This window comes from Geodermatophilus sp. SYSU D00525 (assembly GCF_054050475.1).
On sequence record NZ_JBJGZK010000002.1, the window covers coordinates 190,824 to 212,484 of the forward strand.

General features: G+C 76.5%; 21 protein-coding genes. 10 read left to right on the plus strand and 11 right to left on the minus strand.

Annotated elements, in window-relative coordinates; genetic code table 11:
• Positions 1-21 precede the first annotated feature (21 nt).
• Genes ACI796_RS02875 through ACI796_RS02885 form a run of 3 tightly spaced genes read right to left on the minus strand, consistent with a single transcriptional unit; the run spans position 22 to position 3,143 of the window.
• Positions 22-1,056 (minus strand): prenyltransferase, encoded by a 1,035-nt coding sequence (locus ACI796_RS02875; protein ID WP_456939754.1) that lies wholly within the window; start codon positions 1,054-1,056, stop codon positions 22-24.
• Positions 1,057-1,093: 37 nt separating this feature from the next.
• The gene (locus ACI796_RS02880; RefSeq protein WP_456939755.1) at positions 1,094-1,855 is read right to left on the minus strand and encodes a class I SAM-dependent methyltransferase; all 762 of its coding nucleotides are present in this window, start codon (positions 1,853-1,855) and stop codon (positions 1,094-1,096) included.
• Between the two features lie 34 nt (positions 1,856-1,889).
• The gene (locus ACI796_RS02885) at positions 1,890-3,143 is read right to left on the minus strand and encodes a glycosyltransferase family 4 protein (protein ID WP_456939756.1); all 1,254 of its coding nucleotides are present in this window, start codon (positions 3,141-3,143) and stop codon (positions 1,890-1,892) included.
• A gap of 62 nt (positions 3,144-3,205) precedes the next feature.
• On the opposite strand from ACI796_RS02885, the gene ACI796_RS02890 reads away from it, so the two are divergent.
• The 3 genes from ACI796_RS02890 to ACI796_RS02900 all read left to right on the plus strand — a co-directional run bounded on the left by ACI796_RS02890 (position 3,206) and on the right by ACI796_RS02900 (position 5,522).
• Positions 3,206-3,499 (plus strand): Dabb family protein, encoded by a 294-nt coding sequence (locus ACI796_RS02890; RefSeq protein ID WP_456939757.1) that lies wholly within the window; start codon positions 3,206-3,208, stop codon positions 3,497-3,499.
• A gap of 54 nt (positions 3,500-3,553) precedes the next feature.
• Positions 3,554-4,279, plus strand: a complete 726-nt coding sequence (locus ACI796_RS02895) for a hypothetical protein (protein WP_456939758.1) — start codon at positions 3,554-3,556, stop codon at positions 4,277-4,279.
• A gap of 145 nt (positions 4,280-4,424) precedes the next feature.
• Positions 4,425-5,522 (plus strand): DUF4192 domain-containing protein, encoded by a 1,098-nt coding sequence (locus ACI796_RS02900; protein ID WP_456939759.1) that lies wholly within the window; start codon positions 4,425-4,427, stop codon positions 5,520-5,522.
• 6 nt (positions 5,523-5,528) lie between these two features.
• On the opposite strand, the gene ACI796_RS02905 is transcribed toward ACI796_RS02900, so the two are convergent.
• Complete coding sequence (locus ACI796_RS02905) at positions 5,529-7,610, minus strand: S9 family peptidase (protein ID WP_456939760.1); 2,082 nt, start codon at positions 7,608-7,610, stop codon at positions 5,529-5,531.
• 111 nt (positions 7,611-7,721) lie between these two features.
• The gene (locus tag ACI796_RS02910) at positions 7,722-8,429 is read right to left on the minus strand and encodes a metal-dependent transcriptional regulator (RefSeq protein ID WP_456939761.1); all 708 of its coding nucleotides are present in this window, start codon (positions 8,427-8,429) and stop codon (positions 7,722-7,724) included.
• Positions 8,430-8,634: 205 nt separating this feature from the next.
• On the opposite strand from ACI796_RS02910, the gene ACI796_RS02915 reads away from it, so the two are divergent.
• Both ACI796_RS02915 and ACI796_RS02920 read left to right on the plus strand, forming a co-directional pair.
• A complete protein-coding gene (locus ACI796_RS02915) occupies positions 8,635-9,816 on the plus strand; it encodes an acetoin utilization protein AcuC (protein WP_456939762.1) in 1,182 nt (393 codons plus the stop codon).
• Complete coding sequence (locus ACI796_RS02920) at positions 9,809-12,514, plus strand: bifunctional acetate--CoA ligase family protein/GNAT family N-acetyltransferase (RefSeq protein ID WP_456939763.1); 2,706 nt, start codon at positions 9,809-9,811, stop codon at positions 12,512-12,514. Before ACI796_RS02915 ends, ACI796_RS02920 begins: the two co-directional genes overlap by 8 nt.
• 10 nt (positions 12,515-12,524) lie before the next feature.
• Here the strand turns inward: ACI796_RS02920 and ACI796_RS02925 are convergent, their stop codons facing one another.
• The 5 genes from ACI796_RS02925 to ACI796_RS02945 form a co-directional block, all read right to left on the minus strand.
• Positions 12,525-13,169, minus strand: coding sequence for a dihydrofolate reductase family protein (locus tag ACI796_RS02925; protein WP_456939764.1), 645 nt, complete (start codon positions 13,167-13,169; stop codon positions 12,525-12,527).
• A gap of 66 nt (positions 13,170-13,235) precedes the next feature.
• The gene (locus ACI796_RS02930) at positions 13,236-13,787 is read right to left on the minus strand and encodes a TIGR03086 family metal-binding protein (RefSeq protein WP_456939765.1); all 552 of its coding nucleotides are present in this window, start codon (positions 13,785-13,787) and stop codon (positions 13,236-13,238) included.
• 110 nt (positions 13,788-13,897) lie between these two features.
• Complete coding sequence (gene sigB, locus ACI796_RS02935) at positions 13,898-14,881, minus strand: RNA polymerase sigma factor SigB (protein ID WP_456939766.1); 984 nt, start codon at positions 14,879-14,881, stop codon at positions 13,898-13,900.
• 247 nt (positions 14,882-15,128) lie between these two features.
• Complete coding sequence (gene dtd, locus ACI796_RS02940) at positions 15,129-15,560, minus strand: D-aminoacyl-tRNA deacylase (RefSeq protein ID WP_456939767.1); 432 nt, start codon at positions 15,558-15,560, stop codon at positions 15,129-15,131.
• Positions 15,561-15,619: 59 nt separating this feature from the next.
• A complete protein-coding gene (locus ACI796_RS02945) occupies positions 15,620-16,399 on the minus strand; it encodes a PIG-L deacetylase family protein (protein WP_456939768.1) in 780 nt (259 codons plus the stop codon).
• Between the two features lie 253 nt (positions 16,400-16,652).
• On the opposite strand from ACI796_RS02945, the gene ACI796_RS02950 reads away from it, so the two are divergent.
• The 3 genes from ACI796_RS02950 to ACI796_RS02960 all read left to right on the plus strand — a co-directional run bounded on the left by ACI796_RS02950 (position 16,653) and on the right by ACI796_RS02960 (position 19,392).
• On the plus strand, positions 16,653-17,444 hold the full coding sequence (locus ACI796_RS02950) for an alpha/beta fold hydrolase (protein ID WP_456939769.1): 792 nt from the start codon (positions 16,653-16,655) through the stop codon (positions 17,442-17,444).
• A gap of 80 nt (positions 17,445-17,524) precedes the next feature.
• Positions 17,525-17,971, plus strand: a complete 447-nt coding sequence (locus ACI796_RS02955; RefSeq protein WP_456939770.1) for a GNAT family N-acetyltransferase — start codon at positions 17,525-17,527, stop codon at positions 17,969-17,971.
• Between the two features lie 89 nt (positions 17,972-18,060).
• Positions 18,061-19,392, plus strand: coding sequence for an adenylate/guanylate cyclase domain-containing protein (locus ACI796_RS02960; protein ID WP_456939771.1), 1,332 nt, complete (start codon positions 18,061-18,063; stop codon positions 19,390-19,392).
• 20 nt (positions 19,393-19,412) lie between these two features.
• On the opposite strand, the gene ACI796_RS02965 is transcribed toward ACI796_RS02960, so the two are convergent.
• On the minus strand, positions 19,413-19,835 hold the full coding sequence (locus ACI796_RS02965; protein WP_456939772.1) for a CBS domain-containing protein: 423 nt from the start codon (positions 19,833-19,835) through the stop codon (positions 19,413-19,415).
• 168 nt (positions 19,836-20,003) lie between these two features.
• Between ACI796_RS02965 and ACI796_RS02970 the strand changes: the two genes are divergently transcribed.
• Together ACI796_RS02970 and ACI796_RS02975 are read left to right on the plus strand one after the other, a co-directional pair.
• Complete coding sequence (locus ACI796_RS02970; protein WP_456939773.1) at positions 20,004-20,390, plus strand: hypothetical protein; 387 nt, start codon at positions 20,004-20,006, stop codon at positions 20,388-20,390.
• A 22-nt stretch (positions 20,391-20,412) separates the two neighbouring features.
• A complete protein-coding gene (locus tag ACI796_RS02975) occupies positions 20,413-21,660 on the plus strand; it encodes a PP2C family protein-serine/threonine phosphatase (RefSeq protein ID WP_456939774.1) in 1,248 nt (415 codons plus the stop codon).
• Position 21,661: the final 1 nt, after the last annotated feature.

Below are 21,661 nucleotides of genomic sequence, written 5' to 3' on the forward strand. Positions count from 1 at the left end.
GGGGGCGTGCCGACGTGCGCGTCACGCAGAGGCACTGCCCGGCAGCGGCGCTGCCGAACCGGCGTCCTCGGTGCCCGGTGCGGGCAGCGCCGCGGGGTCGGCGAACAGCCCGCAGGCGGGTGTGGCGCCGGCCAGCGCGTCGGCGGCGAGCACCACCGCCGCCGCCGTCCACGTCGTCCGCTCGACCGGCCAGCGGGCGTCGTCGGGGTAGACGAAGCCGGTCCAGTACGAGCCGTCGTCGTGGCGCAGGTGCTGCATGGCCGCCACCTGCTCCAGCGCGGCCTCCGGCTGCCCGGCGACGACGAGCGCCAGCGCCAGCTCGCAGGTCTCCGCGCCGGTCACCCACGGGCGGTCGGCCACGCAGCGGGCGCCCAGGCCCGGGACGACGAAGCGGTCCCACCCGTCGGCCAGCCGGGTGCGGGCGGGCCCGCCGGTGACCGCGCCGGCGAGCACCGGGTAGTACCAGTCCATCGACCAGCGGGAGCGGTCGGCGAAGGCGGCGGGGTCGGTGCGCAGCGCCGTGCCGAGGCCGGTGACCGCCAGCTCCCAGTCCGGCTGCGACTGCCCGGCCAGCCCGGCCAGCGCGATGCCGCAGCGCAGCGCCTGGAACAGGCTGGCGTTGCCGGTGAGCAGCGCGACGTCGTCCGGGGTGCCGTCGGGGCGCAGCGCCCAGCCGATCGCGCCGGAGGCCAACTGCATGTCCACGACGAGGTCCAGGCCGCGGCGCACGGCCGGCCACAGCTCGGTGACCAGCCGCTCGTCGCCGCTGGTCAGCCAGGTGTGCCACGCGCCGACGGCGAGGTAGCCGGCGTGGTTGCTCTCGACGGCGGGCTGGGTCTCGGCGCCGTCGCGGTACTCGGCGGCCCAGGAGCCGTCGGCGCGCTGCTGGGCGGCCAGCCAGCGGTAGGCCGCCGCCGCCCGGGCGTGCTCCCCGCCGACGTCGAGGGCCATCGCCGCCTCGACCGAGTCCCAGGGGTCCAGCTGCCCGCCGCGGAACCACGGCAGCGAACCGTCGCGGCCCTGCTCGGCGGCGATGGCGGCCACGGTGCGCCGCACGGCGGTCCCGTCGAGGACGCCGGGCAGCTCGGGCAGCTCAGCGGACGGCAGCGGTCTTCTCCCGCTCCGGGCGGGCGCCCGCCGCCGGCACCCGGGGCTTGTCCGCGTAGACGACGAGGCTCTTGCCGATCAGCGGGTCGAGCACCTTCTCGGCCAGTCGGGTGACCCACGGCCGCTTCGTCAGGTCCCACACCAGCAGCCGGTGGTAGGCGCGGACGACGGCGGCGTCCCGGTCCACGCCGACGGCGCACTTGAGCCACCAGTAGGGCGCGTGCAGCGCGTGCGCGTGGTGGCTGCGCCCGGGCACCAGGCCCGCCACCGACAGCCGGGCGCGCAGCACGTCCCCGCGGTAGATGCGGACGTGGCCGCCCTCGTTGGCGTGGTAGGCGTCCGACAGTGCCCAGCACACCCGCTCCGGGCCGTACCGCGGCACGGTGACGGCGACCCGCCCGCCCGGTCTGAGCACCCGGGCGATCTCGGTCATCGCGGTGCCGTCGTCGGGGATGTGCTCGAGCACCTCCGAGGCGATCACCCGGTCGACGCTCGCGTCCGGGAACGGCAGGTGCCGCAGGTCGCCGCGGACCACCTCGTAGCGCGCCCCCGCGGGCGCCTCGCCGGCCTCGGCGATCGCGCCCAGCCACCGCTTGGTCGTCTCGACCTCGGGCACGCCCCAGTCGACGGCGACCACCGACGCGCCGCGGCGGTAGGCCTCGAAGGCGTGCCGGCCCTCCCCGCAGCCGAGGTCCAGCACGGTCATGCCGGGGCGCAGGTCGAGCAGGTCGTAGTCGACGGTCAGCACGGACGACCCTCCCGGTCGCGCGTCGGGCCCGGCGTCATCCGCGGCGCCCCTTCCGGTCCAGCACCTCGGCGTACCAGTCCGCGGTCCGCTCCGCGGTCGAGCGCCACGTGTAGGAGGCCAGCACCCGGCGGCGCCCGGCGCGGCCGAGCTGCTCCTGCAGTGACGGCTTCTCCAGCACCAGCTTCAGCGCCGCCGTCAGCTCGTCGACGTCCCCGGCCCGCACCCGCAGGCCGGCCTGGGTGCCGACCACCTCGGGCAGCGCGCCGGCGTCGGTGGTGACCAGCGGGGTCCCGCAGGCCATCGCCTCGACCGCGGGCAGCGAGAAGCCCTCGTAGAGGGAGGGGATGGCGGCGACGGTGGCCGTCTGCAGCAGCCGCACCAGCTCGGCCTCGGGCAGCGGGCCGGTGAAGCGGACGGCGTCGCGCAGGCCGAGGCGGTCCAGCGCCGACTCGGCCGGACCGCCGGGGCGGGCGGTGCCGACGACGGTCAGCCGCACCGGCCGCTCGGTGCGCAGCTTGGCCACCGCCTCGAGCAGGTGCACCAGGCCCTTGAGCGGGACGTCGGCGCTGGTGGTGACGACGATCGAGTCGGCCTCGCGCGGCCGGTCGGCCGGCGGCGGGGTGAAGACGTCGGGGTCGATGCCGACCGGGATGACCTCGACGCCCGCGGCGGGGACGTGCAAGTGGGTCTCGATGTCGCGCCGGGAGCTCTCCGAGACGCTGGTGACCGCGTCCAGCCGGGGCGCCACGCGGGCCTGCATGGCGGTGAAGGCGTACCAGCGGCGCAGCGTCAGCCGGCGGCGCAGCGAGGACGCGGCGGCGAGCTCGAGCCGGCGGTCGATGGCGACGGGGTGGTGCACGGTCGCCACGGTCGGGACGCCCGCGCGGACCAGCCGCAGCAGCCCGTAGCCCAGGCTCTGGTTGTCGTGCACGACGTCGAACTGGTGCGCGCGGGGGAGCAGCAGCCGGGCGGCGCGCAGCGTGAAGGTCAGCGGCTCGGGGAAGGCGGCGGTGCACATCGCGGCCCACTCGGCGACGTCGATCCAGTCGCGGAACTCCGAGGGCCGCGGCGTCCGGAACGGGTCGGGCTCGCGGTAGAGGTCCAGGCTCGGCACCCGGGTGAGGGGGACGCCGTCGTCGAGCTCGGGATAGGGCTGGCCGCTGAGGACCTCGACGTCGTGGCCGAGGGCGGTGAGCTCCCGCGACAGCGCCCGGACGTAGACGCCCTGCCCGCCGCCGTGCGGCTTGCTGCGGTACGACAGCAGTGCGATCCGCAGCCGTCGTCCCATGCGCCGGACCCTACCGACCCCGTCCCGTCCACTTTCCGGGCCCGCCTGACAGGGTGACCGGCGTGATCCGACACGTCGTGCACTTCACCTGGTCCGACGCCGCCGACGAGGCCCGGCGGGCCGAGACGGTGGCCGCGCTGCGCCGGCTGCCCGAGCAGGTGCCCGGGTCGCTGGCGTTCACCGTCGCGCCCGACGCCGGCCTGGTCGAGGGCAACGCGCACACGGTCCTGGTCGCCGACTTCCCCGACGCCGAGACCTTCCGGCGCTACGCCACCGACCCGGTGCACCTCGCGGTGATCGCGGAGCACGTCCGCCCGTACCTGGCCGCCCGCAGCGCCGTCCAGTACGAGCTGTGACGCCGGCGCGCGGGTGTGCTGCGGCCCCGCCCGCCGCTGGCTAGCGTCCGGCGCGTGACCGGACGCCGCGCCGTGCTCGCCGCCACCGCGGGCCTGCTCACCGTCCCGCTGCTCGCGGCCTGCGGCGGGGACGAGGTCCGGGGCACGGCCTCGCCCGCCTCTCCCTCGTCGTCGTCACCGTCCGCCGGGACCGACCTCGCGCCCGGTCTGCTGCCGGCCGAGGCGTTCGGCCCCGGCGCCCAGGTCACCCCGCTGACCGAGGCCCAGCTGGAGCAGGGCGCGGCGGTGGCCGGCGGCGCCACCGAGGACCTGCAGGTGACCCCGCCGGAGTGCGAGCCCGCGGTGCAGGGCACCTCGCCGTCCTTCGACGAGTACGACGACGTCGCCGCGCAGGTCGCCGTCGCCGGGACGGTGACCACCGTGCAGGCGCTGGCCTCCGGCGGCCCGGCCGAGGACGCGCCGGCCGGCTTCGGGCAGCACCTCGAGCAGTGCCGGGAGGTGCAGGTGAGCGCGCCGCAGATCGGCACGGTCACCATCGCCTTCGCCGAGCTCGACGTCCCCGACCTCGGCGACGGCTCCGCCGGGATCAGCTACACGACCACCGTGACCGGGCCCGACGGGCAGCAGCTGACCGTGCCGGCGCTGGTCGGCACCGTGCAGGACGGGGAGCGGGTGGTCGTGCTGCTGAGGACCGACACCTCCGGCGGGCGCCCGGACCTCACGGCGTTCACCGGCCTGCTCGAGCAGGCGTACGAGACGCAGGCCGCCGCCCTCGACTGAGGAAGGACCCCCACCGCTCGCACGCTCGCGGCGGGCCCCTGCAGGGGCCGGACAGGTCCGGGCCCGGCCGTCCACAGGGGCGGTCCCCTCCACAGGCGCACCGTCCGGGCGGATCGGGGTCCCGTTCCGCCCCAGGGTCGGCCGGGTGGACCAACCCCCGATCCCCGTCATCCGGCTCGGCGACACCGGCGAGGTCGCCGCCGCCCTGCCCCACCTGCTCGGCTTCCACCCCGCCGAGTCGATCGTGCTGGTCGGCCTGCGCGGGCCGAACGGCAGCCGCGTCGGCCTCACCGTGCGCGCCGACCTCCCGCCGCCCGCCGCGGCCCGCGCGCTGGCGGCCACGCTGGCCGACAAGCTGCTCACCGACGACCCGGTCGCGGTGCTGCTGGCGGTCGTGTCCGATGCCCCTGACGTCATGGCCCCCGACGACCGGTCGGCCCTCGTCCTGCCCCTCGGGCCGGGGGAGCCCGTGGCGGAGCTCCCGCACCGCGACCTGGTGCACGAGCTGGTGCTCGCCCTCGACGCCCGGGACGTGCCGGTGCGGGAGGCGCTGCTGGTCCGGTCGGGCCGCTGGTGGGACTACGACTGCCCGTACCCGTGCTGCGAGCCCGGCGCGGGGACGCCGCTGCCCGCCGGGGCGAGCCCGCTGGCCGCCGCGGCGGTGGCCGGCGGGGCGGTCCTGGCCGCCGACCGCGCCGCGCTCGCCGCGCGGATCACCCCGCCCGCCGGCGACCCGGGGGCGCCCGCGATGGCGGCGGCCTGCCTGGCGGAGGGCCGCGAGCACGCCGCCCGGCTCCGCGCGCTCGGCCGGGACGCGGTCGCCGCGGAGGCCGGCGCGGCGATCACCGCGGCCCTGGCCGAGTGCCGGCCCGGACCGGCCACCGCGGCCACCCGGCTCGCCGACGCCCGGGTGGCCCGGGTGCTGTGGGGGCTGACGATCCCGGACGTCCGCGACCGCGCGCTGGGCCTGGCGCTCGGCGACGACGCCGCGGCCGCCGAGGTGCTGTGGACCGAGTGCACCCGCCGCGCGCCGGTGCCGCTCGACGGACCGCCGGCCACGCTGCTCGCGGTCAGCGCCTGGCTGCGCGGCGACGGCGCCATGGCCAACGTGGCCCTGGACCGCGCCCTGGCCGCCGATCCCGACGCCCGGCTGCCCCGGCTGCTCGCCGACGGGCTGGCGCGGTGCCTGCCCCCCGCCCGGCTGCGCGAGCTGATCGGCAACACCCTCGAGGAGGCCGGGTGAGCGGGACTAGACGAGCTCGGGTCGCTCCCACTCCTGCCCGAGGACGTGCTCGGCGAGGAAGGCGATCACCGTCTCGTACCAGACCGTCGCGTTGCCGGGCGTGAGCACCCAGTGGTTCTCGTCCGGGAAGTACAGGAACCGCGACGGGACGCCGCGCTTCTGCAGGTCGTACCAGAGCCGCAGGCCCTCGCCGATCGGCACGCGGTAGTCCTTGTCGCCGTGGATCACCAGCACCGGCGTGCGGATGGCGTCGGCGAACCGGTGCGGGGAGTTCTGCTCGTAGCGCTTCTGCTCGACCAGCGGCATCCCCCACTCGCGCTCCCAGTAGTAGGCGGCGTCCGTGGTGCCGACGAACGAGTCGAGGTCCCACAGGCTCGCGTGGGTGACGATCGCCCGGAACCGGTCGGTCTGGGTGGCCACCCAGTTGGCCATGTAGCCGCCGAAGGAGCCGCCCATCGCCGCGGTCCGCTCCGGGTCCACCTCGGGCCGCTCCAGCGCGGCGTCCACGGCGGTCATCAGGTCGGTGTAGGGCGCGCCGCCCCACTCGCCCCAGCCCCGGCGGACGAAGTCCTGCCCGAAACCCTGCGACAGCGCCGGGTTGGGCAGCAGGACGGCGTAGCCGCGGGCGGCCAGCACCCACGGGCACCACCGCCACGACCAGGAGTTCCAGCTCATCAGCGGCCCGCCGTGGATCCACAGCAGCAGCGGTGCCGGGGTCTCGGCGCTCGCGCCCTCGGGCAGCACCAGCCACGACTGCACCTCGGCGCCGTCGGCGGCGGTGGCCCGCACCTCGTGGAGGGTGCCCGGCAACGGCCCGAGCGCGCCGGGTGCCGGCAGCGGCTCGGGGTGCTGGCCGGTCGCGCGCGGGTCCAGGCGCACCGGCGCCGGCGGCTCGTCGTAGGCAGAGCGCAGCGCGAACAGGGCGCTGCCGTCGCGGGCCACCCGCAGGTCGCTGTAGGCGCCGTCGCCGGTCAGCCGGACCGGGGCGCCCCCGGCGAGCTCGACCCGGAACAGCGCGTGCCGGCCGTCGTCGTCGGCGAGGAAGTAGACGGCGTCGCCCTGGGCGCTGAACTGTGGGGCGCTGGGCCAGCGGTCGAAGTCGGGGGTCAGGTCGCGGGCGTCCCCGGAGGCGACGTCGACCAGCAGCAGCGTGAAGTCCGGCGGCTCGGCGTAGGTGGTCGTCGACTCGCGCACGCAGACCACCGAGGCGCCGTCGGGGGAGAACGCGGCGGCGTACACGTCGGCCAGCGGGTCGTCGACCAGGACCCGGCCGTCGCCGGTCGCGGTCTCGATCAGGACCAGCCGGTCGCGCCGGCCGGCCGGGCCGTCGGCGACCGAGTCCACGCGCACCAGCAGCCGGCCGTCGGGGGAGAGGGCCACCGCCTCCCCGGCGCCGAGCGGCGGGACGGCGTCGGGCGTCAGGTCGCGCAGCGGCACCGGCCCGGCCGGCTCGCCGGCGGGGTCCTCCGCGGGCAGCGCGCCGGCCCAGAACAGGTGCGGGGACGCCGGGCCGAGGTCGCTGTCCCAGTACCGGACCGGGTAGGCCTCGTGCAGCACCGCCGACACCCCGGCGTCGGTGCGGGCCTTCCGGCGCTGCTCGTCCTCGTCCGCGTCGGCGGCGCCGGGCATGCTCGAGGCCACCACGACGACCTCGCCGCTGTCGGCGGCGACGGCGAACCCGCCCACGCCGCCGGGCCGGGTGACCACCGGCCGGGCCTCCCCGCCGCCGGGCGGCAGCGCCCACAGCGCCGGCCGGGGCTCGCCGCCGTCCTTGCCCGCGGCGGGGTCGGGGCGGGCCGAGACGAACAGCAGCGTGCCGTCCGGGGCGAACGCCGGCGCCGCCTCACCGGGGGCGCTGCGGGTCAGCCGGCGCGGCGGGCGCTGCCCCTCGGGGTCGACGTCCCACAGTGCCGAGACCCACTTCTTCCGGTCGGCGTCGAGGGTCTGCACCGAGACCGCCAGCCGGCCGTCGTCGGCCAGCGCCAGGCCGGTCACCCGCGGGATCGCGACGAAGTCGGCCAGCCGGGCGAACGGGTGCGCCGGATCGGGCTCGGGAGCGGTCTCGGGCACGGCGTCGGACGGGCTCACCGGGGCTCCTCGCGGGGACGACGGGACGGTGCCGCCCACCGTAACCAGCAGCGCCCGGCCCCTCGCCGCAGCGGGGGACCGGGCGCTGCGACGCTCGGGGGCAGGGGGCGGCTACAGCTGGACGGCGGCCTCGACCGGGCTCAGGTCCTCGTCCAGCGCCGAGACGAACAGGTGCTGGGCCACGCCCTGCGGCAGCGGGTGCCCGTCGAGGCTGATCGTGCCGTTCACCGACTGCGCCACCATCGTGGCGCCGGGGCGGACGCCCTGGTCGGCGAGCTGCCGCAGCAGCGCGGCGTCCTCCTGGAGCTGCTCGCTGATCCGCCGGACGGTGACCTGACGGCCCTCGGCGGTCGCGGTGTTCGACAGCAGCGTCAGCGCGTCGAGGACGGCCGAGGTCTCCCCGCCGAGCGCGTCCAGGCCCGGGATGGGGTTGCCGAAGGGCGAGACCGTCGGGTTGCCGAGCAGGGTGAGCAGCCTGCGCTCCACCGCCTCGCTCATGACGTGCTCCCAGCGGCAGGCCTCCTCGTGGACCTCGGCGTAGTCGAGGCCGATGACGTCGACGAGCAGGCACTCGGCTAGCCGGTGCTTGCGCATGACGGCGGTCGCGAGGGCGCGCCCGGTCTCCGACAGCTGCAGGTGGCGGTCGCCCTCGACGGTCAGCAGGCCGTCGCGCTCCATGCGGGCCACGGTCTGGGACACCGTCGGGCCGCTCTGGTGCAGCCGCTCGGCGATGCGGGCCCGCAGCGGGACGATGCCCTCCTCCTCCAGCTCGAAGATCGTGCGGAGGTACATCTCGGTGGTGTCGATGAGGTCGTTCACTGGCACTCCTCCGTGTCGGCCCCGATCCTACGGCGCACGGGCCACCGGTCCGGGGATCGCGGACGGGCTCCCGGGCGAGGTCACACGGTGCCTCGGAGGGGACGGCCGCAGGAGCGCGGCGGTAGCGTCCGGACCGGGCGCCGCCCGCGGGGCACCGGCCCGGCGGCGGGCCCGGCACGGACGGCGACGGCGACAGGGAGGGCCCGTGAGCGACTCGGTGGCCGTCGTGTGGGACGACGCCCTGCTCGGCTACACCATGGGCGGTGAGCACCCGCTGCACCCGGTGCGGCTGGACCTCACCATGCGGCTGGCCGACGGGCTGGGCGTGCTGGCGCCGGGCCGGGTGGAGGTGGTCCGCCCCACGCCGGCCGGCGAGGACCTGCTCACCCTGGTGCACGACCCCGCCTACCTGGAGGCGGTGCGGCGCGCGCCGACCCACCCCGACGAGGCGTTCGGCCTGGGCACCGCCGACAACCCGGTCTTCGAGGGCATGTACGACGCGGCCGCGCTCATCACCGGCGGCAGCGTGCAGGCCGCCGAGCTGGTGCACACCGGCCGGGCGCAGCACGCCGTCAACATCTCCGGCGGCCTGCACCACGCCATGCGCGACCGCGCCTCGGGCTTCTGCGTGTTCAACGACGCCGCCATCGCCATCGCCTGGCTGCTCGGCCGGGGCTACGAGCGGATCGCCTACGTCGACCTCGACGTGCACCACGGCGACGGCGTGCAGGCCGCCTTCTACGACGACCCACGGGTGCTCACCGTGAGCGTCCACCAGACCCCGCTGACGCTGTTCCCCGGCACCGGTTTCCCCGAGGAGACCGGTGACCCCGAGAAGGCGCTGGGCACCGCGGTCAACCTCGCCCTGCCCAACGGCACCGACGACTCCGGCTGGCTGCGCGCCTTCACCGCCGTCGTCCCCAGCGTGGTGCGGGCGTTCGCGCCGCAGGTCCTGGTCACCCAGTGCGGCTGCGACGCCCACCACGAGGACCCGCTGGCCGACCTGGCGCTCACCGTCGACGGCCAGCGCGCCAGCTACCGGGCGGTGCACGAGCTCGCGCACGAGGTCTGCGACGGCCGCTGGATCGCCCTCGGCGGCGGCGGCTACGGGCTGGTGCGCTGCGTGCCGCGGGCCTGGACGCACCTGCTCGCCGAGGCGTCGGGGGAGCGGCTGGACCCGGCGACGGCGATCCCGCAGTCCTGGCGCGACGACGTCGTCGCCCGGGGGCTGCGGGCCCGGCCGCCCACGCACATGACCGAGGGCGGCTACACCGGCTTCTCGGCGTGGGACCCGTACACCGAGTCCCGCGTCGACCGGGCGATCTCCCGCACCCGCACGGCGTCCTTCCCCTACTTCGGCCTCGACCCGGACGACCCCCGTGACTGACCAGCAGACCGTCGGCCAGCCCCCCGCCGAGGCGGCGCCGCAGCCGCCCGCGCACTGGGAGGCCGACATCATCGCCGCCGACGGCGGCACGGTGCACCTGCGCCCGATCTGCCCGGAGGACGCCGAGGGGCTGACCGGGCTCATGGACCGCAGCTCCGACCAGACCCGCTACTACCGGTTCTTCGGGCCGATGAGGCGGCTGTCGGACCGGGACCTGCACCGCTTCACCCACGTCGACCACGACGCCCGCGTCGCGTTCGTCCTGCTGCTCGGCGACCAGCTGATCGGCGTCGGCCGCTACGACCGCCTCCCGGGTACCACCGAGGCCGAGGTGGCCTTCCTCATCGAGGACGCGCACCAGGGCCGCGGCCTCGGCTCGGTGCTGCTCGAGCACCTGGCCGCCGCCGCCCGCGAGCGCGGCATCACCACCTTCGTCGCCGAGGTGCTCTCGCAGAACGGCCGGATGGTCCGGGTCTTCCTCGACGCCGGTTACCAGGCCCGGCGCTCCTACGAGGAGGGCGTCGTCCACCTGACCTTCCCGATCGCCCCCACCGAGACCTCCCTGGCGGTCGCCTACGAGCGCGAGCAGCGCAGCGAGTCCCGGTCGATCGCGCGGCTGCTCACCCCGTCGTCGGTCGCGGTGGTCGGCGCCAGCAACGACGAGGGCAAGATCGGCAACCTCGTCCTGCGCAACCTGCTCGACTACCGCTTCGACGGGCCGGTCTACCCGGTCAACCCCGGCACCCGGCACGTGCGCGGCGTCCCGGCCTACGCCTCCATCGAGGAGGTCCCCGGCGACGTCGACCTCGCCGTCGTCGCCGTCCCCGCCGACGAGGTCGCGGGCGTGGTGGAGGCCTGCCGGCGCAAGCGGGTCCGCGGCCTGGTGGTCATCTCCGGCGGGTTCGGCGAGACCGGGCCCGAGGGCCGCGAGGCCGAGCGGCGGCTGGTCGCCGCGGCACGCGCCTCGGGCATGCGGGTGGTCGGCCCCAACTGCCTGGGCATCGTCAACACCGACCCGGCGATCCGGCTCGACGCCAGCCTCGCGCCGCGGGTCCCCGGCCGCGGGCGGGTGGGCTTCTTCGCGCAGTCCGGCGCGCTCGGCGTGGCCCTGCTGGAGCGGGCGGGCAGCCGCAACATCGGCCTGTCCAGCTTCGTCTCGGCCGGCAACCGCGCCGACGTCAGCGGCAACGACCTGCTGCAGTACTGGGCCACGGACCCCGGCACCGAGGTCGTGCTGCTGCACCTGGAGAGCTTCGGCAACCCGCGCAAGTTCGCCCGGCTCGCGCGCAGCGTCGCCCGCACCAAGCCGGTGGTCGCGGTGAAGAGCGGCCGGCACGGCGGGCTCACCCCGGGCCTGGCCGGCACGTCGGTCGCGGTGCCCGAGCAGTCGGTGGCGGCGCTGTTCGCCTCGGCCGGCGTCATCCGGGTCGAGACCGTCGCCCAGCTGTTCGAGGTCGGCATGCTGCTGGCCCACCAGCCGCTGCCGGCGGGCGACCGGGTCGCCGTCGTCGGCAACTCGACGGCGCTGGGCGTGCTGGTCGCCGACGCCGTCCTCGACCAGGGCCTGACCCTGGCGCAGGAGGCGCCGGTCGACATCGGCACCGCCGGCACCCCGGAGGCCTTCCGTGCGGCGCTGCAGGAGGCGGTCGACGACGAGGGCGTGGACGCCGTCGTCGCGGTGTTCCTCCCGCCGCTGGTGCACACCTCGCCCGACGCGTACGGCCGGGCGCTGCGCGAGGTGTCGCAGGACTCGGCCAAGCCGGTGCTCGCCACCTTCCTGTCGGCGGAGGGCATCCCGCCGGAGCTCACCGTGCCCGACACCGACGGCATGCCGGCCCGCGGCTCGGTCCCGTCGTACGCGACGCCGGAGCGGGCGGTCATCGCGCTGGCGCGGGTCGCCGAGTACGCCCGATGGCGCCGCCGGCCGGCCGGCACGGTGCCCGAGCTGCCCGGCGTCGACGCCGGCCGGGCCCGGTCGGTGGTGCTCGGCGCGATGGCGGAGTCACCCGGCGGGCGGCAGCTCACCGACGACGAGGTCATCGCCCTGCTGGGCGCCTACGGGGTGCCGCTGCTCGGCACGCGGACGGCGACCACCGCGGACGAGGCCGTCGCCGCGGCCGACGGGATCGGCTATCCGGTGGTGCTCAAGTCGACGGCGCCGTGGCTGCGGCACCGCACCGACCTCGGCGGCGTGCGGCTGGACCTGCCCGACGCCGGCGCCGTCCGCGCCGCGTTCGAGGCCATCCCGGCCGGCGACCCGGTGATCGTGCAGGAGATGGCCGCGCCGGGCGTGGCCACCGTCATCGAGGTCGTCGACGACCCGTCGTTCGGCGCCCTGGTCAGCTTCGGCCTCGGGGGAGTGGCCACCGAGCTGCTCGGCGACCGCGCCTACCGCACGCTGCCGCTCACCGACCTCGACGCCGCCGAGCTGGTCCGCGCGCCGCGGGCGTGGCCGCTGCTCGACGGCTGGCGGGGGGCCGAGCCGGTCGACGTCGCGGCGCTGGAGGACCTGCTGCTGCGGGTGGCCCGGCTCGCCGAGGACCTGCCCGAGGTGCTCGGCCTGACGCTGTCGCCGGTGATCGTCGGCCCGGCCGACCCCTGGCACGGCGGCCGCTCGCTCGTGGTCGCCGGCGGCACCGTGCGGGTCGGCCCGCCCACCGCCCGCGTCGACCCCGGCCCCCGCCGCATGCGCGACTGAGGAGCCCGGGTCACTTCCGCCAGAACAGGTGGTGCGTGACCCCGCTGGAGCTGGGGACGACGTCGCGGTGGAAGCGGTCGAGCAGCTCGTCGGGCGAGGTCCACAGCCGGGGGCCGCCGCCCAGCTCGACCGGCACGACGGCGACGTGCAGCGTGTCGACGAGGTCGGCGTCGAGGAACTGCCGGATCACCGTGGCGCCGCCCCCGAGCCGGACGTCGGCACCGCCGGCCGCCGCGCGCGCCTTCTCCAGCACCGTGGCCGGGTCGGCGTCGACGAAGTGGAACGTCGTGTCCGACAGCGTGAACGAGGGCCGCACGTGGTGGGTCATCACGAAGACCGGCGTGTGGAACGGCGGCTCGTCGCCCCACCAGCCCCGCCACTCGAGGTCCGGCCAGGGGCCGCGGTGGGGCGAGAACTTGTTCCGGCCCATGATCTCGGCGCCGATGCCGTGGGAGAAGTCGCGGACGAAGTAGTCGTCCAGGCCGCGGCTGCCGCCCGGTCCGGTGCGGCCGGGGAAGCCTGCCGTGTCCACAGCCCAGGCCATCAGCACCCCCGGGTCGGCGTGCCCGAACGGCCGCTCCAGGCTCTGGCCCTCGCCCGCGCCGTACCCGTCGCTCGAGACGGTGAAGTTCTGCACCCTCAGCAGCTGGCCCACGGTTCCTCCTCGGTGTCGACGACGGGCTGACCGCCGCCGGCGCCGGAACTCATCGGCGGGTCCGGGTCAGGGACGGCGGCCGGTGAAGGCGAGCAGCTTCGCCTGGTCGTCGGCGTCGTCGGGGACCGCGACGCGCGGGCCGTAGTGCCCGCTGCCGCGCAGCGCGGCGTCCCACGGCTCGATGCCGGCGAGGAACGCCGAGGCCTCCTCCGCGTCCAGCGTCTCGTCCTGGCCGGTGGCGCGGGCCAGGTCCCAGGCGTGCACCAGCAGGTCCATGAGGCCGGTCATCGCGACCAGGTCCTCGAGCGGCATCTCCCCGGCGCGGGTGCTGGTCGGCCGGCGGGCGAGCTCCGGGTCGGCGAGCAGGGCCCGGATCGCCGCGTCGGTGGCCCGCCAGGCGCCCGCGGGGTCGTCGTCGACCGACGGGTGCGCGGGCACCGGCAGGTCGACGGCGGGGAAGTAGAGGGACGGCATCCATTCGACGAGGTGCCGCACCACGTCGCGGGCCACCCAGCCCTCGCACGGCGCGGGGGCGCCCCAGCGGTCCGCGGGGACGCCGTCGACCCTCCGGCCGAAGTCGTCCGCGAGCCTCGCCCACCGCTCCGCCGTGTCCGCCATGGCCGTCTCCTCAACCGTTCGGTTGAGCACGAGCCTGGCCCGGGGTGCGGTCCCTGTCAACGCCGAGAGCCGGCTCCCCCGTGGGGGAGCCGGCTCTCCGGAGGCGGTGCCTACGCCAGGTAGTCGCGCAGGGCGTCGGCGCGCTGCGGGTCGCGCAGCTTGGCCATCGTCTCGCGCTCGATCTGGCGCACCCGCTCGCGGGACAGGCCGAACTGCTTGCCGATCTGCTCGAGCGTGCGGGGCTGGCCGCCGTCGAGGCCGAAGCGCAGCACCACCACGTCGCGCTCGCGGTCCTCCAGCGTGGAGAGGACGTTGCGCACGTCGCCCTTCATCATCTGGAAGGCCACCGCGTCCTCGGCCACCGCGGCGTCGGCGTCCTCGATGAAGTCACCGAGGCGGGACTCCTCGTCGGCGCCGACGGTCTGGTCGAGGCTGACCAGGTCGCGGCTGTACTCGAGCAGCTCGGTGACCCGCTCGGGCGTCATGTCGAGCTCGAGGCCGAGCTCCTCGGCGGTGGGCTCGCGCTCGAGCTCCTGGTGCACCCGCCGGCGGGTCCGCACGACCTTGTTGACCTGCTCGGCCAGGTGCACGGGGAGCCGGATGGTGCGGCCGGAGTCGGCCATCGCGCGGGTGATCGCCTGGCGGATCCACCACGTCGCGTAGGTCGAGAACTTGAAGCCCTTGGTGTAGTCGAACTTCTCGACGGCGCGGATGAGGCCGACGTTGCCCTCCTGGATGAGGTCCAGGAACGTCATGCCATGGCCGGTGTAGCGCTTGGCCACCGAGACGACCAGGCGGAGGTTGGCCTCGAGCAGGTGCCGCTTGGCGGCCTTGCCGTCGACCGCGAGGGCCTTGTAGTCGCGCTGCAGGGCGGGGGTGAGCTGCCGCTCGGCGAGCAGCCGCTCGGCGTAGAGGCCGGCCTCGATGCGCTTGGCCAGCTCCACCTCCTGCTCGGCGGTCAGCAGGGCGGTCTTGCCGATGGTGTTGAGGTACACGCGCACCAGGTCGGTCGACACCAGGCCACTGGTGTCCGGCTCGCGGCGGGGCGAGCGGACCTCGAGGGCGTCGCTGGGGGAAGACTGGAGGAGCGTCACGGGATGTCTTCGTCCTTGCTCGGAGTTCGGATGCACCGCCGGCTGTCCGGTGACGGTGGCGCACCCGCGTCGGGGATGGGGCTCCGTTGTCCGGCGGGGCCCCCGCGGTTCGTTCGTCCGTTGTGGTCCGTTGTGTTTCGCCCCGTACAACGGTCCCGACGGGGCCAGGTGTTCCACGCGGCCCGGGTTCACAGAGAACGCACAGGCCGTGTGTTCGGTCACCCCCCGTACCCGTTCCGTCGCCGGGTCAGACCTCCAGCAGCAAGGTCATCGGCCCCTCGTTGACCGACGCCACCGCCATCCGCGCGCCGAACACGCCGGTCGCGACGGAGGTCCCGCGCCGCCGCAGCTCCGCCACCACCTCGTCCACCAGCGGCTCGGCGACGTCCCCGGGCGCGGCGGCGTCCCACGACGGACGGCGGCCCTTCCGCGTGTCGGCGTAGAGGGTGAACTGGCTCACCACTAGGACGGGCAGGTCCAGGTCGCCGGCCGAGCGGGCGCCGTCGGTGGTGGGGAACACCCGCAGCTCGTGGACCTTCCGCGCGAGCGCGCGGGCCCGGCCGGCGTCGTCGTGCCGGCCGACGCCGACCAGCGCGAGCAGGCCCGGCCCGATCTCCCCGACGACGGCCCCGTCGACGGTCACCGAGGCCGAGGACACCCTGCTCACCACCGCGCGCACCGGCCCATCCTGCGCGACCGGTGCGCGACGACCGGACCCGCTCCGCCCCGGCGGGACGGTCAGCGGTCCCCGCCGCCGGACACCGCCCGCGGGACCACGTCGCCCGGGGCCCGGGGCCTGGGGACGAGGACCGCCGGCGGAGTGGGGACCCGGACGAAGCTCTCCTCCGACCACCAGCGGAGGTAGGTGTCCTCCCCGACGGACTCCCGGAGGACGGCGGTCTGCGACGCGTGCGCCCGGAGGGCCTCGAGCTTGCGACGCGCGGTCCGCCCGTGCGCGCGGACCTGCAGGGCCACCTCCGCGTCGGGCACGGACGGCGGGTGGGCTCCGGGCATCCACACGGCGGAGCGCTCCGTGAGCCGGCCCCAGCGGCGGTGGAAGCTCTCCGTGAGCGTGGCCTGCAGCAGCAGGGCGCGGCACCCGTCCGCCCGCCAGGCCCGCTCGACCCAGTCCGACACGGCCGCGTGGTCGGGGTGCCCGGTCAGGCCGTCGCGGCCGAAGGTGAGGACGGTGTCCGGCCGCACCTCCTCGAGCAGGGCGCGCACCGCCCGGCCGCCGACGTCCGGGGGTACGGCGGCGCACCGCCCGTCCCGGAAGCCGAGCCACCGGTGGTCGGTGACGCCGACCGCGGCCAGGCCGGCCACCACCTCCAGCCGCCGCAGGCCGGCGACCGGACCGTCGCCCCCGAGCTCGCCGTCGGTGGCGGTGACCACGACGACGGTCTGCCCCGCGTCCCGGGCCTCGGCCATCAGTGCGGCCGACAGGTAGGCCTCGTCGTCCGGATGGGCCCAGACCCCCAGGACCGTCCCCAGCTGGGACACCGTCAGCTTCTGCGGCACGGCCGCCTCCTCGTCCCGCACCGGTCGGGCGCTCTGCCCGCCCGGCCGGCCGGTCCGACCCGCTCCCTGGGTCGGCGAGGCAGCATCCCGCGTCCCGTGGCGGTCGCACCAGAGTCGTCCGGTGGCGGTCGCGCCAGGGTCGTCCGGTCCCCGCGAACCGGCGTCTCGACGGCCGGCAGCCCGGGTGGGACGCTCGGCCCGCGGGACGGCAGCCGCCCCGCGCCACGGCCAGCAGCATCGTCGAGGGGCCGCCGTGGACGTCGTCCAGGCCGGTGGGTGGACCATCGCCTACCACCGCGCGGGTGCGGGCGCGCCGCTGCTGCTCCTGCACGGTGGGTGGAGCGACGGCCGGGAGTGGCGGCCGCAGCTGGAGGGGCTGTCGGACGACTTCGACGTGGTCGCGTGGGACGCGCCCGGCTGTGGCGCGTCCCCCGACCCGCCGGCCGACCTGCCCCTGGCCGGGTACGCCGACGCGGTGGCCGCGCTCGTCGAGGGGCTCGGCCTGGGCCGGGTGCACCTGTGCGGGCTGTCCTTCGGTGGCGGGCTGGCCCTCGCGGTGTGGCAGCGTCACCCGGAGGCGGTCCGCTCCCTGGTCCTCGTCTCCGCCTACGCCGGGTGGAAGGGGTCGCTGCCCCCGGAGGAGGTGGAGGCCCGGCTGCGGCGGGTGCTCGCCGAGGTCGACCGCCCGCCGGCGGAGTGGATCGACGGCTACCTGCCCGGCTTCTTCGCCGGCCCCGTGCCGCAGGAGACCCTCGACCTCGTCCGCGGCGTGATGCTCGACGTCCGTCCGGCCGGGACGCGGTCGATGCTCACCGCCTTCGCGGACGCCGACCTGCGGGACGTGCTGCCGACCGTCGCCGTCCCGACGCTGCTGCTCTGCGGCGCCGAGGACGTGCGGGCGCCGCGGCCGGTGGCGGAGGCCCTGCACGCCGCGATCCCCGGATCCCGGCTGGTGCTCCTCCCCGGCGTCGGCCACGTCGTCAACCTCGAGGCCCCCGCGGCGTTCGACGCCGCGGTGCGCCGCTTCCTCCTCACCGTGCCGTGAGCCCCGAGGGGCCGGCCGGGGACGGTCCCGGCGTCCGTCGCGGTGGCTCCCGGAGGCCTCCCGCGCCGCGGAGCGGCGGGATGAGCGGCGTCCGGCCGGCCGGTCCCGAGGACGCCGGCGCGGTGGCCGACCTGCTGGTGCGCTTCTTCCGCGAGGAGGGGTTCGCCACCTCGGAGGCCGACGTCCGGGCCCGCGTCCGCCCGTTCCTCGCCGAGCCGGCCAACCACCTGCTGGTCGCCGAGGCGGAGGCGGGCGTCGTGGCGGTGGCGACGGTGACGACCACCTTCGGCTTCGAGGTCGGCCGGAACGCCGAGCTCGAGGACCTCTACGTGCTGCCGGGACACCGCCGGCAGGGCTGGGCCGCGCGGCTCGTCGACGCCGCCGCCGACTGGTGCCGCGATCGTGGCTGCGCCGAGCTCGACGTCGTCGTCACGCCCGCCGGACAGCGGTCGCACCGGCTGGCGGAGTGGTACGGAGCCCGCGGGTTCACCCGGACGGGGCGGGAGGTCCTGACCCGGGCGCTGTGACGGGGACCGGCACCCCGTCGTGCGGGACGCCCCTGGCCCGGGGTCGTCCGCGGGTGCCGGGGCCGGCGGCCCGCGTGCCAGACTGCCCCGTGGCGCCGAGGACGCGGTACGCCCGGAGCGGGGACCTCGCCATCGCCTACCAGGTGGTCGGGGAGGGGCCCTTCGACCTCGTGGCCGCCCCCGGGTTCATCTCCCACCTCGACTGGAACTGGCAGGAGCCGTCGCTGCGCCGGTTCCTCGAGCGCCTCGCCGGCTTCAGCCGGCTGATCCTGTTCGACAAGCGGGGCACCGGCCTGTCCGACCCGGTGCCGGGCCCGGCCAGCCTCGAGGAGCGGGTCGAGGACCTCACCGCGGTGATGGACGCGGCCGGCTCCGAGCGGGCGGCCCTCTTCGGCGTGTCCGAGGGCGGGGCGATGGCCCTGCTCTTCGCCGCCCAGCACCCCGAGCGCACCCGGGCGCTGGTGCTCTACGGCGCCTACCCGCGGATCACGCGGGGTCCGGACTTCCCCTGCGGGGTGGAGGAGCCGGTGATGACGGCGATGCTGTCCGGGCTGGTCGAGCACTGGGGCGAGGGGGCCGGGCTGGGCGCCTGGGGCCCCGGACGCCGGGACGACACGGCGCTGCGCGCCTGGTGGGGGACGCTCCAGCGCCTGGGTGCCAGCCCCGGGATGGCCCGCCGGGTGTTCGAGCTCTACCCGCACATCGACCTGCGCGACGTCCTGCCCACCATCCGGGTGCCGACCCTGGTGCTGCACCGCCGCGGCGACCTGATGATCCCGATCGGCATCGGCCGGTACCTCGCCGAGCACATCCCCGGCGCCCGGCTGGTCGAGCTCCAGGGCGACGACCACCTCTTCTTCCTCGGCGACACCGAGACCCCGCTGGCCGAGATCCAGGAGTTCCTCACCGGCACCCGCCCGTCGGGCCGGGCCGCCACGACGGTCCTCGCCACGGTGCTGTTCCTCGACCTGGCCGGCTCCACCGAGCTGGTCGCGCGGGTCGGGGACGCCGCCTGGTCCTCCATCCGCGACCGGTTCCTCGCGCTCGCACGCGAGGAACTGGCCCGCTACGGCGGGCAGGAGGTCGACGTCGCCGGCGACGGGCTGCTCGCCACCTTCGACGGCCCGGCGCGGGCGATCCGGTGCGCGGTCGCGGTGCGCGAGGCCGCCGCGACCGTCGGGCTGCGGCTGCGGGCGGGGGTGCACGCCGGGGAGGTGGAACGGGCCGACGGCGGCGGGGTCAGCGGCCTGGCGGTGCACATCGGGGCGCGGGTCGTGGCGGAGGCGGCGCCGGGGGAGGTGCTCGTCTCCGGCACGGTCAGGGACCTCGTCGTCGGCTCCGGGCTGGAGTTCGTCGAGCGCGGCGTCCGGGCGCTCCGGGGCGTCCCCGGCACCTGGCCGCTGTTCGCCCTGGCCGCCTGAGCACGCCCGGCTCCGGGCGGTCAGGCGGCGCCGGTCCTCCGCTCGGTGAGCAGCCCCCGGCAGACGGCCGAGATGTCGACCAGCCCGACCAGGTGCCCGTCCCGCACCACGGGCGCGTAGACGACGCCGGCCGCGAGCATCCGCTCCGCGGCCTCGGTGACCGGCGTGTCCGGCGCGACCAGCACCATCGGCGGCAGGGGCAGCTGGGTGAGCCGGACCTGCTCGAGGTCCCGCCCGTCGGCGACCACCTGGGCGACGTCGCTGTCGCAGACCAGGGTCACCGGTTCCTGCGCCGCGCCGTCGGAGACCACGACCAGCGCGTTGTCGTGGTGCTTCTTCATCAGCCAGGCGGCCGCGGCCACGTGGGCGTCGCGCTCGACCGTCGTCACCGGGGGCCGCATCACCTCGCCGACCGTGACGTGACCGGTGGTGGTCGTGGTCATCGGGTCCTCCTCTCGAGCGGGGCCGCCGCGGGAAGGGGAGCCCTCCAGGGGCCCGGGACGAGTCTGCTCCCGAGGGCGGGCGCGGCACCAGCAGCACCGGAGCCGCGGCGCACGACCTCGACCGGGGCGCGGACGTCCGTAGCGTTCGTCGAGCGGACCTGGCTCCCGGTGGACTCGCCCGTCCTCGACGCCGACGGGAGGGCGGTCGGGGTCCTGCACCACGTCGAGGACGTCTCCCGTCTCGTCCGCGGGACGGCGCTGGAGCGGCTGGTCGCCGGGGGCACCGCGTGGGTGTCCGTCGCGCCGGGGGCCGGGCCGCTGCGCGAGGCCCTCGAGCGGGCCCGCCGGGACGCACATCGGCGGCAGGAGCGCACCAGCACGTCGCTCGGCCGGAGCGTCGAGGCGATCGAGCGGGTGAGGCGCGTGCCGGCGGCGAACGACTGGCGTTCCCCGGCGCGGAGGACCGACTGGTCCCACCCGGCCGCCGGACCGCCCCGGGCCGGGGCGGGGGAGAGGCCGGCGACGTCGTCGCGGCGAGGCGGGGGCGTGCGGTGACGCGTCTCGCTACCGTCTGCGTGTGCCCGGGTCAGAGGCCGGCGGGATCGACGTCGGCCAGCTCCTCGACGAGGTGGAGGCGGCGCCGCCCGTCGACGCGGTGCCGGTGGTGGCGGCCAGGCTCGCGGAGATGGTCGGCGCCCGCGAGGTGCACTTCCTCATCACCGACTTCACCGGCCGCTCGGTCGTCCGGCTGACGTCCACGGGCCGGGTGGAGGGCGCCCGCAGCCAGGGGGCCGAGCAGGCCGAGACGGTGCCCCTGAGCGGGAGCCCGTACGGGCGCGTGCTGCGGACGCAGCAGGTCGACGTGCAGCACGTCGACGCGGGCGCCCGGGTGATCGTCCCGGTCACCAACCGCGGGGACGCCATCGGCCTGCTGGAGCTGCTGCTGCCCGGCCCGCCCTCCCCGTCCGAGGTCGCCACCGTCGAGACCGCCGCGCACGCGCTGGCCTACGTCCTCGTCGCCGCGCGGCGGCACACCGACGTCTTCGAGTGGGGCATGCGCTCCACTCCGTTCACCCTGGCCGCGGAGATCCAGCGCCGGCTGCTGCCGGCGGCCTACACCTGCGAGGCGGGGCAGTTCACCCTCGCCGGCTGGCTGGAGCCGGCCGCCGAGGTGGGCGGGGACACCTTCGACTACAACCTCGACCGGGACTCCCTGCAGCTGTCGATCACCGACGCGGTCGGCCACCAGGTCGAGGCCTCGCTGCTGGCCACCCTGCTGGTCGGCAGCCTGCGCAACGGGCGCCGCAAGGGGCTCGACCTCGGCGCGCAGGCCGGCTACGCCAACGACTCCCTGGCCCGGCACGCGACGCCCGGCCGGTTCGTCACCGGGCAGCTCGTGCGCGTCGACCTGCGCACCGGCACGGCGCTGGTCGTCAACGCCGGGCACACCCTGCCCCTGCGCCTCCGCGCGGGTGCCGTGGAGGAGATCGCGCTGCGCGTCGAGCCGCCGTTCGGCGTGCTCCCGGGCAAGACCTTCGACGTGCAGCCGCTGCCCCTCGAGCCCGGCGACCGGATGGTCTTCCTCACCGACGGCATGCTGGAGCGCAACGCGGCGTCGCTGGACGTGGCCGCGGCGCTGGTCGCCACCGCGGACCTGCACCCGCGCGAGGTCGTCCAGGCCCTGGGCGCGGCGGTGCTGCGGGCGACCGGCGGGAACCTCCGCGACGACGCGACGATGCTCTGCCTCGACTGGTACGGCGGACCGCCCCGGGAGCGCACCACCGAGCAGGGGGCCGACCCCGGCCACGCCTCGTCGGGCGCCTGAC